The organism is Paraflavitalea pollutisoli (assembly GCF_029360705.1).
GTDB classification, from domain to species: Bacteria; Bacteroidota; Bacteroidia; order Chitinophagales; family Chitinophagaceae; genus Paraflavitalea; species Paraflavitalea pollutisoli.
On record NZ_JARKMX010000002.1, the window covers coordinates 460,200 to 474,119 of the forward strand.

Sequence of the window (13,920 nt, forward strand, 5' to 3'; positions counted from 1 at the left end):
AAGTGCACGCCGGGCCCTATCGCTTTTGGTGTAAGAGATTGATTTAGAAAAGTTGTGCTATTTTCATTACACTTCCATGGGAGCGAGTAGGGAGCGGCATGGAAGCGAGTAGGGAGCGGTCCCCTTCGGAAGCCTCCATTAGCTGGTGACATAGACTTCGGAATACCTTACAAACCTACTATCAGCAACCGGCCGTTCCCAAATTTCGGGTCAGTTGATTCAAAAATGTCATGACATACAGTTCGTCCGTCGCCTGGGCGTGGTCGGCGGTTGGTACCTGGAGGGGCCTGGTGACTGCTGGCAGTTGGTCGCTGGTGGCTTTTGATCTGCGCGTAGTCGTCCACCCAGGGTTCCCCGCCAACCTGCCCGCTTTTAGGAACAGTGTTTTACGACTAGCCCATCGAAACTCCCGATCCGGTGTCATTCCCTCTCCCTTTTCCCGTAAATTTGGCGATTCTAACCGCACGTTATGCAAACAGACTTTTTAGTGATCGGCTCAGGCATCGCCGGACTTACTTTCGCCCTCAAGGCCGCTCACCAGTTTCCCGATAAAAAAGTATTGGTGGTCACGAAGGCACAGGCCGACGAGACCAACACTAAATATGCCCAGGGCGGTATCGCCGGGGTTACCGACTTTGAAAAAGACAGTTTCGACAAACATATTGAAGACACCCTCATTGCCGGCGACGGACTCTGCAACGAAAAAGTAGTAGAGATCGTGGTGAAGGAAGGCGTAGACCGCATCCAGGAGATCATCGAATGGGGTGCCCGATTCGACAAAGAAGCCGATGGCGACTACAAGCTGGGCCGCGAAGGTGGTCACAGCGAATACCGCATCCTGCACCATAAAGACGTGACCGGCCGCGAGATGGAACGTGCCCTGCTGGACGCCCTCGCCCGGTACAACAACATCGAAGTAGTGAAACACTGCTTTGTGGTAGACCTCATCACCCAGCACCACCTGGGCTACCTGGTAACTAAGGCTACGCCTGATATCGAATGTTATGGGGTGTACGTGCTCAACCGGGAGACCAACCAGATCGAGAAGATCATTGCCAACTATACCTTGCTCGCTACGGGCGGCAACGGACAGGTATACCGCTCTACCACCAACCCCTATATCGCTACCGGCGACGGCGTGGCCATGGTGTACCGCGCCAAAGGCCGCATCGAAAACATGGAGTTTATCCAGTTTCACCCCACGGCACTGTATGAGCCCGGCGTGCGCGGCCAGTCGTTCCTCATCACCGAAGCCGTACGCGGCGACGGCGGCATCCTGCGCAACAAGAACGGCGAAGCTTTTATGGAGCGCTATGACGAACGCAAGGACCTGGCACCCCGTGATATCGTAGCCCGCGCGATCGACAGTGAAATGAAAATCACCGGTACCGAACATGTGTACCTGGATGTACGTCATATCCCCCTCGAAAAATTCACCGAGCACTTCCCCAATATTTATGAGAAGTGTAAGTCGATCGGTATCGATGTGACTAAACATTTGATTCCCGTAGCCCCCGCTGCCCATTACAGCTGCGGCGGTATCAAGGCCGATGAATGGGGCCGCACCTCTATCAATAAGCTATATGCCGCCGGCGAATGTGCGAGCACGGGCCTGCACGGCGCCAACCGCCTGGCCAGCAATTCCTTGCTGGAGGCGATGGTATTTGCCCACCGCTGTTTTATGGATGTGGCCCAGAAGATACAGACCAAACACAGCTCTTCGCTGCAAATGAAGGAGACTGACATTCCGGTATGGAATGCTTCCGGTACTACCGAGCCCAAAGAAATGATCCTGATCACGCAAAGCCTGAAGGAAGTACAACAGGTGATGAGTGATTATGTCGGCATCGTACGTACCGACACCCGCCTGGAACGGGCCATGAAACGCCTCGACCTGTTGTGGACAGAAACGGAAGCGCTGTACGAAACCACGACCTTGTCGCCCCAACTCTGCGAGCTGCGCAACATGATCACGGTGAGCTACCTGATCGTGAAGGGCGCCAACTTCCGCAAAGAGAGCCGTGGTCTGCATTTCAACACCGATTATCCGCAAAAGAGCGAACTGGTACAAAATATTGTACTGTAAATACGTTATCCAAGTATGCATACCATTTCACAGGGCATGATCTTCGCCGCAGGGCTCGGTACCCGGTTCAAACCCTGGACCGACCAGCATCCCAAAGCATTGGCGGTGATCAATGGCAAAAGCCTGCTGCAACGCAATATCGAATTCCTGCAACAGGCCGGCATTTTCCAGGTCGTCATCAATGTGCACCATTTTGCCGACCAGGTATTGAAAGCCTTGCAGGATAACGACGGATGGGGCAGCAAGGTACTCATCAGCGATGAAACCGATGCCCTGCTGGAAACCGGAGGCGGACTCAAGAAAGCAGCCCCTTTGTTTGAACCAACGCCGTTGGTGGTGATCAATTCGGATATCCTCACGGACCTCGACCTTGGCGCCATGATCCGCTTCCATATTAAGGAAGCACCACTGGCGACCCTGGCCATTACCAACCGGGTAACATCGCGTTACTTCCTGTTTGACGAAGAGAACAATCTTTGTGGCTGGCGCAATACCAGTACCGGCGAAGAAAAGATCAGCCGGTCTGTCGATACACTGGTACCCAAAGCCTTCAGCGGCGTGCACATCATTTCTCCCGAATTGCTGCCCATGATCAGGCAGGAAGGCAAATTCTCGATGGTCGATGTATACCTCGAACTAGCGAAGACCAATTCCATCAAAGGATACGACCACAGCTATTCGAAATTCATCGACGTCGGCAAACCCGAAGCCCTAGCGCAGGCAGAAGCCTTGTTTCCCTAGTCATGTCTTATTTTGCCGGGGTACCGGCAACCATTATTTTTACCGCCCACAACAACCACATGCAAAATATCGTCGAAGCAATCAAAGAATTATATGCCTCCTGGAGCCAGCAGCCAGCGGACCGCGTTGAAATGCTGCCTCAATCCGGATCCGACAGGCGCTACTTCCGGCTCTATGCCGGCGACAGCACTTATATTGCCACCTATGGCAACAATATACCGGAGAATGACACCTTTCTGTATTTCTCCCATCACTTCAAAGACCGTAACCTTCCTGTACCTGAAGTGATCGCCATTAGTGAAGACAGGACTATATACCTGCAGGAAGATTTTGGGGATGTATCTCTGCTCAACCGCCTGGAAAGTGAAGGCCTCTGCGAGGCTGTATACCAGCTCTTCCGCGAAAGCCTGCATCAACTCGCCAACTTACAGGTAAGAGGGCACGAAAACCTGGACTACACCCGCTGCCTCACCAACCAGGAATTTGGCAAGCAAGCCATCATGGCCGACCTGCTGTATTTTAAATATTACTTCCTCGACGCTTTGCGTAAACCTTATGATAAGCAAAAGCTCATCGACGATTTCGAAGCCTTGAGCACCTATCTCACCTTCACCGAATACAAGTATTTCATGTTCCGCGACTTTCAAAGCCGTAACATTCTCGTGAAAGAAGACGATTCGGTACATTTTATCGATTACCAGGGAGGTATGCGTGGCGCACCACAATACGATGCGGCCAGCATGATCTGGCAAGCGCGCGCCAACCTGCCAGACGAATGGAAGGCACGCCTGCTGGAAGACTATATGGACTCCTTTGAATCGATCATTGGCCAACCGATTGACAAAGGCATTTTCAAAAGCCAGTATAATGGTTATGTGCTCATCCGCCTGCTACAGGTACTGGGCGCCTATGGTTTCCGCGGTTTGTTTGAACGCAAAGCACAGTTTCTCACGAGTATCCCGCAGGCGCTCCATAACCTGAAATGGTTTATCGACAACCAAAGCCTCGGTATCGCAGTGCCGGAGTTCCGCAAGGTGCTCGACATCTGCGTGGGCCAGGATATTATCAAAAGATTTACACCGCTCACCGCCAACGAGCACACGCCGCTGGTGGTACACGTCAGCAGCTTTTCGTACAAGAAGGGAGGCATTCCCGAAGATGCTACCGACAACGGTGGAGGTTTTGTATTCGACTGCCGCGGCATTCTGAACCCGGGCCGACAGGCCGAATTCAAGACCCAGACCGGTCGTGACAAAGGCGTGAAAGACTTCCTGGAGCAACAAACTCGGATGCCCGAATTCCTCAACAGCGTATTCGACATCGTAGACATTGCTGTGGAAGATTATATCAGCCGTGGGTTTCAGAGCCTGATGGTAAGTTTTGGCTGTACAGGTGGACAGCACAGAAGTGTGTACGCCGCCGATGCCCTGGCCCGCCACCTGCGCAACAAGTTCAAGGTAACTATCCAGCTCGACCACCATGTTCAGGATGCCAAGAACTGGATCAATACCTGATATTAAGCAACCATTTGGCCCCTTACCTGTTATACCGGTATTGTGTAACAGTTGATCTGAGCTATGTATTACGTACTATTTGTTCCACTCTACCTCTTGTCGCTCCTGCCTTTGCGGGTGCTGTTCCTATTGTCCGACTTCCTATCGGCCCTCAACTGGTATGTCATCGGCTACCGCAAAAAGGTAGTGTTGGATAACCTGCGCCTGGCTTTTCCGGAGAAAACGGAGCAGGAGCGACAGGTGATCGCCAAAAGGTTTTACCGCAACTTCGTCGACAACTTCATAGAGACTATCAAGCTTATTTCGGCCAGCAAGGCCTGGATCACCCGCCACTTTGTGCTGGACGCCAGCCCCTTCGCGGCACCCTACGCGGCCGGCCGCAAATGCCAGATGCACCTGGGGCATAATTTCAATTGGGAAGTAGCCAATGTGGCCATGCCGTTTTACACCGACTATACCTTTGTCGTGGTGTACATGCCCATCAAGAATAAAGCCATGGACCGGTTGTTCATGTACCTGCGCAGCCGTACCGGCTCGGTGATGCTGCCAGCTACCAACATGCGCAATGCGATCGTACCCTACCGTAATACCCAATACATGCTCGCCCTGGTGGCCGACCAGGCGCCGGGCGATGTATCGAAAGCCTACTGGCTCAACTTCTTTGGCCAGCCCACACCATTTGTTCGCGGCCCCGAAAGCGGCGCCCGGGTGGGTGATATTCCGGTCGTCTTTACGCAGATCTACAAAGTGAAAAGAGGTTATTACCGTGCCCATATGGAGCTGGGTGCTGAACATCCGAAACAATTACCAGAAGGTGAACTCACCCGTCGTTATATCGCCTTTCTGGAAAAAGGCATCCGCCAATATCCCGACATGTGGCTATGGACCCATCGCCGCTGGAAACATGGATGGAATGCAGCCTATCAAAAATTGTGGATCGGCCAGGATCAACCTCCCGCCTGATCTGATAGCGCCGGCGCATCCGGGCAAAGCAGCCGTATTTTTACCACTGGCCCCTATCGATCCACAGCAACCTCCCCTCCTTAAAGTCCTTCCCGAAGCCTCATTATAAAGGGGTTACAGCATCAGTAGATTCCACCCTTGCACAAAGGGTGTTTTAACCGTTTTTAGAACCTGGAAACATGGTAAATTGTCTGTCCAGGTCAACCCTGTGTTCTGTATTCAGTAAATTACAGGTAGCAGCCTTCGTATCAAATGGAAAGACTCGGGATAAAATATGAGCATGAGATTGTAAAAACAAAGCTTGAAATCCAGGAACAAGCGTTGAAGCATACAGTGCAGGAGATTCACGACAATATCGGTCAGGTATTGAGTTTAGCTAAACTGCACCTGGGAACCTTGGATTTTACCCGGCCTGATGAGGTAGCACAGAAAGCCTTTTACAGCAAACAGCTGGTAGGGCAGGCCATCAGAGATCTCCGCAACCTGGCCAGGCACCTCAACGCTGACCGGTTCGACAATCTTGGCTTGCTGAAGGCGCTGGATTATGAGCTGGCCTGTATACCGGCTGAACGATCTGCCGATCCGCTGCTTCAAACAAGCGGTCAATTACCGGCACTCAGTAAGGAACAGGAGTTGATGTTGTTCAGGATCATCCAGGAAAGCATCCATTGCTTCCTGGGTCTTGGAGATCAATCGCGGGTGAGTGTTTGTTTGAAAACCAATACGGATCATTTCGAGATCGCCATCAGCAACATCGACCAGCAGGAACTGATAGCTGAACAAACACCACTGCCAGCAGCATATCTCAGCAAGATCCATAATCGGGCAGCGCTGGCGGGTGCCACTTTGCAGATCGACCAGCATTCACCCAACGACCTGACGATCAAGATCAATTTACCTTTATCACATTCATAAACGGCTTAAAATGGAAGCAACCACAACAAGTGTAGCCCTTATCGACGACCATGTGTTATTGCGCAACGGTCTGGCCAGTATGGTGAAAAATTTCGACGGCTATTCTGTATCCCTGGAAGCCAACAACGGACGCCAGTTTATCGACCAGCTCAAAACACAGCCGCCGCCGGACATGGTACTGATGGACATCAACATGCCCGAAATGGACGGCTTCGAGACGACCATCTGGATCAAGCAACACCATCCGGAGATCCGCGTGCTGGCCCTCTCGATGTACGACAACGAACAGTCCATCATCCGGATGCTCAAGAATGGCGCCCGCGGCTATATCCTGAAAGAGACGGAGCCCAAGGAGTTCAAATCAGCCCTCGACTCCATCATCAGCAAAGGCTATTATTATTCGGAAATGGTAACCGGCAAAATGATTCATGCACTCAGCAACCTGGAAGATGAGAATAGCGGGATCAAACCTTTCTTCTCGCTCAATGACCGGGAAATTGAATTCCTGAAACTGGCCTGTACCGAACTGACCTACCGGGAGATCGCCGATAAGATGCACCTGAGCCCCCGTACCATCGATGGTTACCGGGATACCCTGTTTGAGAAACTACATGCTAAAACGCGGGTTGGCCTGGTGCTGTATGCCATCAAGAATGGCATCGTCAATGTGTAGCAAATACATCTTCGACTAACAGCATAAAAAAAGCAGCAAATGACTTTGCTGCTTTTTTATTGGTACTTATCCTGACCGGTTGCTGCACACCTGCACGATGACAGGCGATTATGCCACCCGTTAGTTCAGAACGCTATTCTCTTTAACGGTATCGATACCTTTTTGCCCTTTGATGGCATTCCAGCCGCCGAGTACGTTGTGGAGGTTGTGGATGCCCTGGCGCTTCAGCAGCGAGGAGGCGATAACGCTCCGGTAACCACCTGCGCAATGCACATACAAGTTCTGCGTTTCCTGGATATTCGCCATGGTTCCGGGATCTGTCATCTCGTTGAGGGGCAGGTTGACGGCGCCTGCCACGTGACCGTCGGCAAACTCCGTTTCGCGGCGCACATCGACGACAACCAGGTTGTTATCGAAGGGGAGGTCCATCGCCAGTTCGTCGGCTTCTACATCGATGATGAGATCGATCTGCTCACCAGCTGCCTTCCAGGCTTCAATCCCCCCTTTCAGGTAGCCTTGCATTTTGGAGAAACCTACGCGTGCCAGCCGCACTACGCTTTCTTCTTCCTGGCCAGGCTCTGTAACCAGAATGATAGGCTTTTCGAATGGTAACAGGCTACCGGCCCATTCGGCAAAACGACCTTCCAGGCCAATGAAGATGGAACCGGGCACAAATTGTTCGGTAAACTGGGAGGCAGGACGGGTATCCAGCACGATCACTTCTTCGTCCTTAGCCAATGCTTTGAACTCGTCTACAGAAAGCGGTGTTAAGCCTTGCTGCAGAATACCATCCAGGCTATCGTAACCTTCTTTGTTGATACGGGCATTGATGGGAAAGTATTGTGGGGGCAGACCGAGACCATCGGTGACGGCCTTGATGAATGCTTCTCTTGTCTGGGGTTGCAGGGCGTAGTTGGTTTTCTTCTGCTCGCCAATGGTGCTATGCGTTTCGGGACCCAGGTTCTTGCCGCAGCTGCTACCGGCTCCGTGGGCAGGGTATACCAGCACTTCGTCGGGCAGGGTTGCAACTTTTTGCTGGAGGGAGTCGAATAACATCGACGCAAGCTCTTCTTTGCTCAGATTTCCGCTACTGAGGTCCGGGCGGCCAACATCCCCTACAAACAGCGTATCGCCCGTAAACAGGGCATATGCGGCGTTCTGCTCATCACGGAGGAGGTAGCAGGTGGACTCCAGGGTATGTCCTGGTGTATGGATGACTTCGATCGTCAGTTTGCCCAACTTGAATAGTTCGCCGTCTTTGGCGAGGTGTATCGGGAAGTTGGTTTCTGTAGAGGGACCATATACAATGGGGGCACCGGTGGCCTTTTGCAGGTCGAGGTGACCACTCACAAAGTCTGCATGAAAGTGTGTTTCGAAGATATACCGGATGGATGCCTTCCTTGCATTGGCGAGGTCTACATACCCGGCGGTATCCCGCAGCGGATCGATGATGGCAGCCTCTCCTTCGCTCTCGATATAATAAGCGGCTTCGCTCAAACAGCCTGTATATAATTGCTTTATAAACATGGTGCAAATTTACTTCTTTAAAAGCAAAAAGCAGAACATGGTCGCCCATGTCCTGCTTTATAAGCAGATTATCAAAAGGTTAAACCGCTGATCAGCTGTTTAGATCCTCCACACATTCCATGATGTGTGCCACGCGGGCACTATTCACGGAATAGTAGATGAACTTGCCATCCCGCTCTGTCTTGACGATCCCGGCCCTTCGCAGGATTGCGAGGTGCTGAGAAGCTACGGACTGCTCCAGACGGAGCCGCACATAGATTTCAGTGACAGTGAGTCGCTTTTGCTCATCAATGAGCTTCAGGATCTGTTGGCGCAATTTGTGATTGAGCGCCCGCAAAATCATAGCGGCCTTTTTTAGGTTTAGGAAGTCAACCTTGACGGAATCCCCATGTACGCCGTCTGCATTCAGCACCATGGAGTAGTTGCTTGTTACGTTCATGTGCACATCAGAGCTTTTAAAAAGATTTAATAGGATAAGCGAGTGCCAAATTTACAAGAAAAAAAATACTATGTGAATTAAAGACCTATAAAAGTTTCACTTAGTTTAATTTTTTATACCAGTGTGGAATTCCTTTAGATAAGCGGGTTCTGCGTAAGCCAGATCGGCCCACCTACGTTGATGAAACGCTTGCGCTGACAACGTGGCAAGGTCAGCTGCTGTATGTGCATCTCCCTCATAAAACATTGCATGTGAATGCTTACATAGGGGTTTCCACTTAGCCACTGCGTTGCCGCAGAAAATTAGATGATTATTCTCTAACTCTTTGTTAAAAGAACTTTCTTCCAATATCACAGCACCACCCGGAACTACTTCCTCCAAATCCTGGCTATAGACGCCTGTAAATACTTCCATCCTGCGGGCATCTATCATAGGACATAAAAAAATAGGTAATTCATCGGTAGGTTGCGCCGTTGACAACTGCATGGCTGTGCGCGTTGCATACGCAATTACTTTTAGCGTGCTTTCCGTAATCAACGGAATATTAAGCGCATAGCACAAGCCTTTTGCCGTAGCCAACCCAACCCGTAACCCTGTGTAAGAGCCTGGTCCGGCTGTTACCGCCACGGCTTCCAGTTGATTCATGGCATAACCTGTTTCTTCCATCAGCTGGGCTATGGCAGGCTGTATCCAGCTTGCGTGATCCCGTTGATCACGGTTCACCTTATTCGCCACCAACTTTCCATCCTTCGCCAGGCAGACGCTGGCATTCTCCGTAGCCGTATCTATGTTTATAATCAAGCCCATTTATCCGACATAAAAAGTGAACAAAAATAAGATCATTCTACCATCCAACCCCTAACGGTTGCAAGCTCCGAAAACTATTTATTTCACAAAGACGCCAGCATAACCATTTTGGGTATTCGATGCCACAAACACACCATTCGGTTTACCGAGATGCCTCCAAAGCCAGTTCCAATGCGGGCGCCGGCGTATACCGTGCGTCCTGTCGGGATAGTTCTTTCAGTAAGGTGGCCACTCTTTCCCATCCAATAGCGGCGCCCCACTCAAACGGCCCCATTGGGTAATTGGTACCCAGCTTCATGGCAATATCGATCTCGTCCTTCGAACTAACGCCGGCCTGCAACGTAAACCAGGCTTCATTGAAGATGGTGGCCAGTACCCGGGGGGTAATCATACCTGTGATATCCGGCACCACCTGAAAACGCCATTGCAACGCGTTGAAAACGGTCTCTACGGTCGCGTGCTGGGCCTCGTCGGTCAGCGCCACTTCCACCAGCGAACGCCTTAAAAGGGTTGGCCATGCATTGATGCGGATGGCCTGCAGCCCGGCAGCACGGCCAGGCCAGGCCACCGAGTTGATAAACAACCTTTTGCCTTTCAGCTGCTGTAACCTGGCGCTTCTTTCCGGATCGGGCTGAAACAGCAGATCGAAATAAGCATCGGCTTCTATCATGAGCAACGAACTCACGCTGTCGGCCCAAATGAATTCAACCTCCCCTGCTGTCTCCTTTTCCAACCACTCTGCTTTCAACCCTTCATCGGCCAGTATGGCAATGGTCATGATAAAAAATTTACGCAATGTACCTTCTTATTAGCATACAGCGCGCGATATTCCCCACCGGCAGTACTAAGGACTGCTTACTGCTACCTGCTCAATAAGGAAAGAATAAGTAAGTCGAAGGCCAACCATTGCTTTCTATTCAACTTGTATATACAACCCTGATAAGCTGCTGGCCCTTTCATCACGAAACGGGAAACTTCCTATTTTTGGCCCATGGAAAAAAAGATCATCAATACCAGCAACGCACCGGCGCCTATAGGCCCGTATAGCCAGGCAGTTCAACTCGGCAACACCTTATATGTCTCTGGCCAGGTTGCCATCAATCCGGCTACCGGCAATATCGATGCTACCGATGTGATCGGCGAAACGCACCAGGTGATGCACAACATCAAAGCTTTACTGACGGCTGCTGGCATGGATTTCAGCAATGTCGCCAAGACCACCATCTTCCTCAGCGACATGTCTTTGTTTGCGACGGTGAATGAAGTGTATGGCAAGTATTTCCAAAACGATTTCCCCGCCCGGGAAACGGTTGCCGTTAAAGGTCTGCCCAAGAACGTAAACGTAGAAATCAGCGTCATCGCAGGCAAATAATAGAGAAGCCGTCAGCTACCTGCGTAACTGACGGCTTCTCTATGTTGTTTCAGCAACGATCCTCCCGGATCCTGCCCTTTTATTCATCTACTTCAACACGCCCAATTCCTTACCGACTTTGGTAAACGCTGCAATCGCTTTGTCGAGGTGTGCAGGTTCGTGACCGGCGCTCAGCTGTACGCGGATACGCGCCTGACCTTTCGCTACTACCGGGAAGAAGAACCCAATCACATAGATACCTTCTTCCAGCAGTTTGGCTGCGAAGTTCTGTGCCACTACGGCATCGTACAACATGATCGGTACAATGGGGTGGTCACCTGGTTTGATGTCGAAGCCGGCTTCCGTCATTTTGGCCCGGAAATACTTCGTGTTGTTTTCCAGTTTGTCGCGCAGTTCGGTAGAGTCTGTCAGCAGATCGAGCACTGCGATAGATGCACCAACGATGCTGGGTGCCAGGGTATTGGAGAAAAGGTAAGGACGGGAACGCTGGCGCAGGATCTCGATCACCTCTTTGCGTCCGCTGGTGAATCCGCCGGAAGCGCCACCCAGGGCTTTACCGAGGGTACCAGTGATGATATCGATCTTACCCATTACACCACGGTATTCGTGGGTACCACGGCCTGTTTTGCCGAGGAAACCACTGGAGTGGCACTCGTCGATCATAACGGCTGCATCATATTTTTCGGCCAGCGCGACGATCTTATCGAGCTGGGCGATGGTACCATCCATGCTGAATGACCCGTCGGTAATGATTACGCGGCTGCGTTGCGCCTGGGCTTCGATCAGCTTAGCCTCCAGGTCGTCCATATTGTTGTGCTTATAGCGGTAGCGCTGTGCCTTACAGAGACGTACGCCATCGATGATGGATGCGTGGTTCAGTTCGTCGGAGATCAGCGCGTCCTGTTCGTTGTACAGGGGTTCGAACACACCACCGTTGGCATCGAATGCCGCCGCATACAGAATGGTGTCTTCGGTACCGAGAAACTGAGAGATCTTCGCTTCGAGCTCTTTATGAATATCCTGCGTACCGCAGATAAAACGTACGCTGCTCATGCCATAGCCACGATGGTCAACGCTTTTCTTGGCGGCTTCCAGCACTTTGGGGTGCGAGGAAAGGCCCAGGTAATTGTTGGCGCAGAAGTTCAGCACCGTCTTTCCGTTTACGACGATCTCTGCCCCCTGGGGAGATTCGATGATACGCTCTGTTTTGTACAGTCCGGACGCTCTGATTTCTTCCAGCTCCGCTGCCAGCCTTTTGACTAAATTCTCATTCATGGAAAGAGGGATTTTTTAGATAAGGTCACAAAAATAGTGTTTTGGTGAGCTGTTTATTTGAAAAGTTCAAACGATTGTCCATGGGGAAATAACCATTTGGTGGCAGATTTTATGGTAAAATAACTTTGGCGTGTTTTAATAAGGCCAGGCAGAAAGGGATGCAAAGCCAGCAACAAACACATACCAACTATTCAATATATCTGATTTACTGCCGAGCTCATGCCGAGGTGGTGCCGAGCTACTGCCGAGCTGGTGCCGTGCGTTAGGTTCTCGATAAGTCCTTGATGGGTCGCCGATGCGTCCTCTACGCCCGGCCTGGAACTTGCCTGACAACAGCCTGCCACCCGCCCCTTAGAAAAGCACTATTCAGGCAATCAGCAGAGTAGCTGGGGAGCTATCGTAGGCTTACAGCTGGCCACTTCCAGCGCCTTTCCAGCGAGTCCATAATAAGCTCCAGGGAACCTGGCTAATGGACAATGATGGTTATAGGGGCCCCACTGGTGCCCGGCCCAGAGCAGCACAGCTGTGATGGTTGTAACCAGAAAGCAAGGACAAGGGGCCACCCTAGTGCCGTCCATGAGCAGTACAGCTATGACGCCTTAACCCAGATAGCATTCGTCCCGGCAGGCCGGCTAAAACCGCCGCAAATGGGTAATTTTACCGACGATCCACTTCATTTCACCTAATTTTTAGAATTCCTTACCATTCCTGTAACATTTTGCTGTTAACTTCGTCTTATCATTTAAAGGGCTAGTTATGTTTAAAAATTCCTTAATACGGGCATGTCTGATACTGGGAGTAGTAACTGCCGGTATCGTATTGGTGGCGGCCACCCGCGCTTTTACAAAAGCCGAGGAGGGAGTTTGCAGTGAAGCGGCAGAAGCCTGTGAGAAGGCCAAAGCCCATGGGGAGTTCATGATCCTGGAGGCCCTGAACCGGGCAGTCATGACGACTACCCGCTAAAGTTGTTAATCTTCAACGAATTATAATCCGAAGAGGCCCCTGAAGCCTCTTTTTTATTATCTGAAATAAAAGTTTTTGGGGTCTGTAACATTTCAGAGACCTTGTGCGTATTACCAATAACACAACCTTACAAGCACTTTTAGAGACAGGACTTGCTTATGACTGAAAGAGAATATAACCAGTGTGTCACAGAGTATGCGGATAACGTGTACCGGTTCATCCTGAAAAACCTCCGCCATGAGGAGGACGCCCGGGATGTGGTACAAACGGCATTCGAGAAAATGTGGGTCAACCGGGCGCAGGTAGACGGCAGTAAATGCAAGAGCTATCTGTTTACTGTGGCTTACCACCAGATGGTGGACCATATCCGGAAGGCCAAAAGGGTGACGTATAAGGAAGAGTTCAACGAGAATGTCCGGGTTTATGACCGCCCCATGCACAACACGCGCAAGGTGCTGGAAGAAGCCCTGGCTCAATTGAACGAAACCCAGCGATCGCTCGTGTTGCTGAAAGATTATGAGGGATATTCGTACGAAGAGATCGGGCAGATCACCGGCCTGAGTGAAAGCCAGGTGAAAGTGTACTTACACCGTGCCCGGGTGCAGTTGAAAAATTATTTGGTCAGTCCTGAAAACGTGTTATAGT

The 13,920-nt window shown here is 51.1% G+C and carries 14 protein-coding genes; 9 read left to right on the forward strand and 5 right to left on the reverse strand.

What is annotated here, in order from left to right:
* Positions 1-469: 469 nt before the first annotated feature.
* From nadB to P2W70_RS06665, 6 genes are all read left to right on the forward strand, one after another.
* A complete protein-coding gene (gene nadB, locus P2W70_RS06640) occupies positions 470-2,086 on the forward strand; it encodes an L-aspartate oxidase (RefSeq protein WP_276480652.1) in 1,617 nt (538 codons plus the stop codon).
* Between the two features lie 15 nt (positions 2,087-2,101).
* On the forward strand, positions 2,102-2,827 hold the full coding sequence (locus P2W70_RS06645) for a nucleotidyltransferase family protein (RefSeq protein ID WP_276480653.1): 726 nt from the start codon (positions 2,102-2,104) through the stop codon (positions 2,825-2,827).
* 59 nt (positions 2,828-2,886) lie between these two features.
* Entirely contained in the window at positions 2,887-4,341 is a 1,455-nt protein-coding gene (locus P2W70_RS06650; protein WP_276480654.1) for a RapZ C-terminal domain-containing protein, read from the forward strand.
* A 63-nt stretch (positions 4,342-4,404) separates the two neighbouring features.
* Complete coding sequence (locus P2W70_RS06655) at positions 4,405-5,304, forward strand: lysophospholipid acyltransferase family protein (protein ID WP_276480655.1); 900 nt, start codon at positions 4,405-4,407, stop codon at positions 5,302-5,304.
* Positions 5,305-5,625: 321 nt separating this feature from the next.
* Positions 5,626-6,219 (forward strand): sensor histidine kinase, encoded by a 594-nt coding sequence (locus P2W70_RS06660; protein WP_276480656.1) that lies wholly within the window; start codon positions 5,626-5,628, stop codon positions 6,217-6,219.
* A gap of 10 nt (positions 6,220-6,229) precedes the next feature.
* Complete coding sequence (locus P2W70_RS06665; protein WP_276480657.1) at positions 6,230-6,892, forward strand: response regulator transcription factor; 663 nt, start codon at positions 6,230-6,232, stop codon at positions 6,890-6,892.
* A gap of 120 nt (positions 6,893-7,012) precedes the next feature.
* Here P2W70_RS06665 and P2W70_RS06670 read toward each other — a convergent pair whose 3' ends face one another.
* The 4 genes from P2W70_RS06670 to P2W70_RS06685 all read right to left on the reverse strand — a co-directional run bounded on the left by P2W70_RS06670 (position 7,013) and on the right by P2W70_RS06685 (position 10,443).
* On the reverse strand, positions 7,013-8,419 hold the full coding sequence (locus P2W70_RS06670) for an MBL fold metallo-hydrolase (RefSeq protein WP_276480658.1): 1,407 nt from the start codon (positions 8,417-8,419) through the stop codon (positions 7,013-7,015).
* Between the two features lie 91 nt (positions 8,420-8,510).
* A complete protein-coding gene (locus tag P2W70_RS06675) occupies positions 8,511-8,858 on the reverse strand; it encodes an ArsR/SmtB family transcription factor (RefSeq protein ID WP_119052909.1) in 348 nt (115 codons plus the stop codon).
* Positions 8,859-8,963: 105 nt separating this feature from the next.
* Positions 8,964-9,665: a tRNA (adenosine(37)-N6)-threonylcarbamoyltransferase complex dimerization subunit type 1 TsaB gene (gene tsaB, locus P2W70_RS06680; protein WP_276480659.1), complete on the reverse strand. Its 702-nt coding sequence runs from the start codon at positions 9,663-9,665 to the stop codon at positions 8,964-8,966.
* 142 nt (positions 9,666-9,807) lie between these two features.
* On the reverse strand, positions 9,808-10,443 hold the full coding sequence (locus P2W70_RS06685; RefSeq protein ID WP_276480660.1) for a 3-hydroxyacyl-CoA dehydrogenase family protein: 636 nt from the start codon (positions 10,441-10,443) through the stop codon (positions 9,808-9,810).
* Positions 10,444-10,656: 213 nt separating this feature from the next.
* On the opposite strand from P2W70_RS06685, the gene P2W70_RS06690 reads away from it, so the two are divergent.
* Complete coding sequence (locus tag P2W70_RS06690) at positions 10,657-11,037, forward strand: RidA family protein (RefSeq protein WP_276480661.1); 381 nt, start codon at positions 10,657-10,659, stop codon at positions 11,035-11,037.
* An 87-nt stretch (positions 11,038-11,124) separates the two neighbouring features.
* Here the strand turns inward: P2W70_RS06690 and kbl are convergent, their stop codons facing one another.
* Positions 11,125-12,312, reverse strand: coding sequence for a glycine C-acetyltransferase (gene kbl, locus P2W70_RS06695; RefSeq protein ID WP_276480662.1), 1,188 nt, complete (start codon positions 12,310-12,312; stop codon positions 11,125-11,127).
* A gap of 756 nt (positions 12,313-13,068) precedes the next feature.
* On the opposite strand from kbl, the gene P2W70_RS06700 reads away from it, so the two are divergent.
* Together P2W70_RS06700 and P2W70_RS06705 are read left to right on the forward strand one after the other, a co-directional pair.
* Positions 13,069-13,275 carry a hypothetical protein gene (locus P2W70_RS06700; RefSeq protein WP_276480663.1) on the forward strand — a complete coding sequence of 69 codons (207 nt, stop codon included), beginning with the start codon at positions 13,069-13,071 and terminating at the stop codon, positions 13,273-13,275.
* 158 nt (positions 13,276-13,433) lie between these two features.
* The gene (locus tag P2W70_RS06705; protein WP_276480664.1) at positions 13,434-13,919 is read left to right on the forward strand and encodes an RNA polymerase sigma factor; all 486 of its coding nucleotides are present in this window, start codon (positions 13,434-13,436) and stop codon (positions 13,917-13,919) included.
* Position 13,920 lies beyond the last annotated feature (1 nt).

What these genes read in the sequence shown, in the direction of transcription:
- P2W70_RS06670 (WP_276480658.1), bottom strand. Translation starts at nt 8,419, where the DNA reads ATGTTTATAAAGCAATTATATACAGGCTGTTTGAGCGAAGCCGCTTAT.
- nadB (WP_276480652.1), top strand. Translation starts at nt 470, where the DNA reads ATGCAAACAGACTTTTTAGTGATCGGCTCAGGCATCGCCGGACTTACT.
- kbl (WP_276480662.1), bottom strand. Translation starts at nt 12,312, where the DNA reads ATGAATGAGAATTTAGTCAAAAGGCTGGCAGCGGAGCTGGAAGAAATC.
- P2W70_RS06685 (WP_276480660.1), bottom strand. Translation starts at nt 10,443, where the DNA reads ATGACCATTGCCATACTGGCCGATGAAGGGTTGAAAGCAGAGTGGTTG.
- P2W70_RS06655 (WP_276480655.1), top strand. Translation starts at nt 4,405, where the DNA reads ATGTATTACGTACTATTTGTTCCACTCTACCTCTTGTCGCTCCTGCCT.
- P2W70_RS06665 (WP_276480657.1), top strand. Translation starts at nt 6,230, where the DNA reads ATGGAAGCAACCACAACAAGTGTAGCCCTTATCGACGACCATGTGTTA.
- P2W70_RS06690 (WP_276480661.1), top strand. Translation starts at nt 10,657, where the DNA reads ATGGAAAAAAAGATCATCAATACCAGCAACGCACCGGCGCCTATAGGC.
- P2W70_RS06700 (WP_276480663.1), top strand. Translation starts at nt 13,069, where the DNA reads ATGTTTAAAAATTCCTTAATACGGGCATGTCTGATACTGGGAGTAGTA.
- tsaB (WP_276480659.1), bottom strand. Translation starts at nt 9,665, where the DNA reads ATGGGCTTGATTATAAACATAGATACGGCTACGGAGAATGCCAGCGTC.
- P2W70_RS06675 (WP_119052909.1), bottom strand. Translation starts at nt 8,858, where the DNA reads ATGAACGTAACAAGCAACTACTCCATGGTGCTGAATGCAGACGGCGTA.
- P2W70_RS06705 (WP_276480664.1), top strand. Translation starts at nt 13,434, where the DNA reads ATGACTGAAAGAGAATATAACCAGTGTGTCACAGAGTATGCGGATAAC.
- P2W70_RS06645 (WP_276480653.1), top strand. Translation starts at nt 2,102, where the DNA reads ATGCATACCATTTCACAGGGCATGATCTTCGCCGCAGGGCTCGGTACC.
- P2W70_RS06650 (WP_276480654.1), top strand. Translation starts at nt 2,887, where the DNA reads ATGCAAAATATCGTCGAAGCAATCAAAGAATTATATGCCTCCTGGAGC.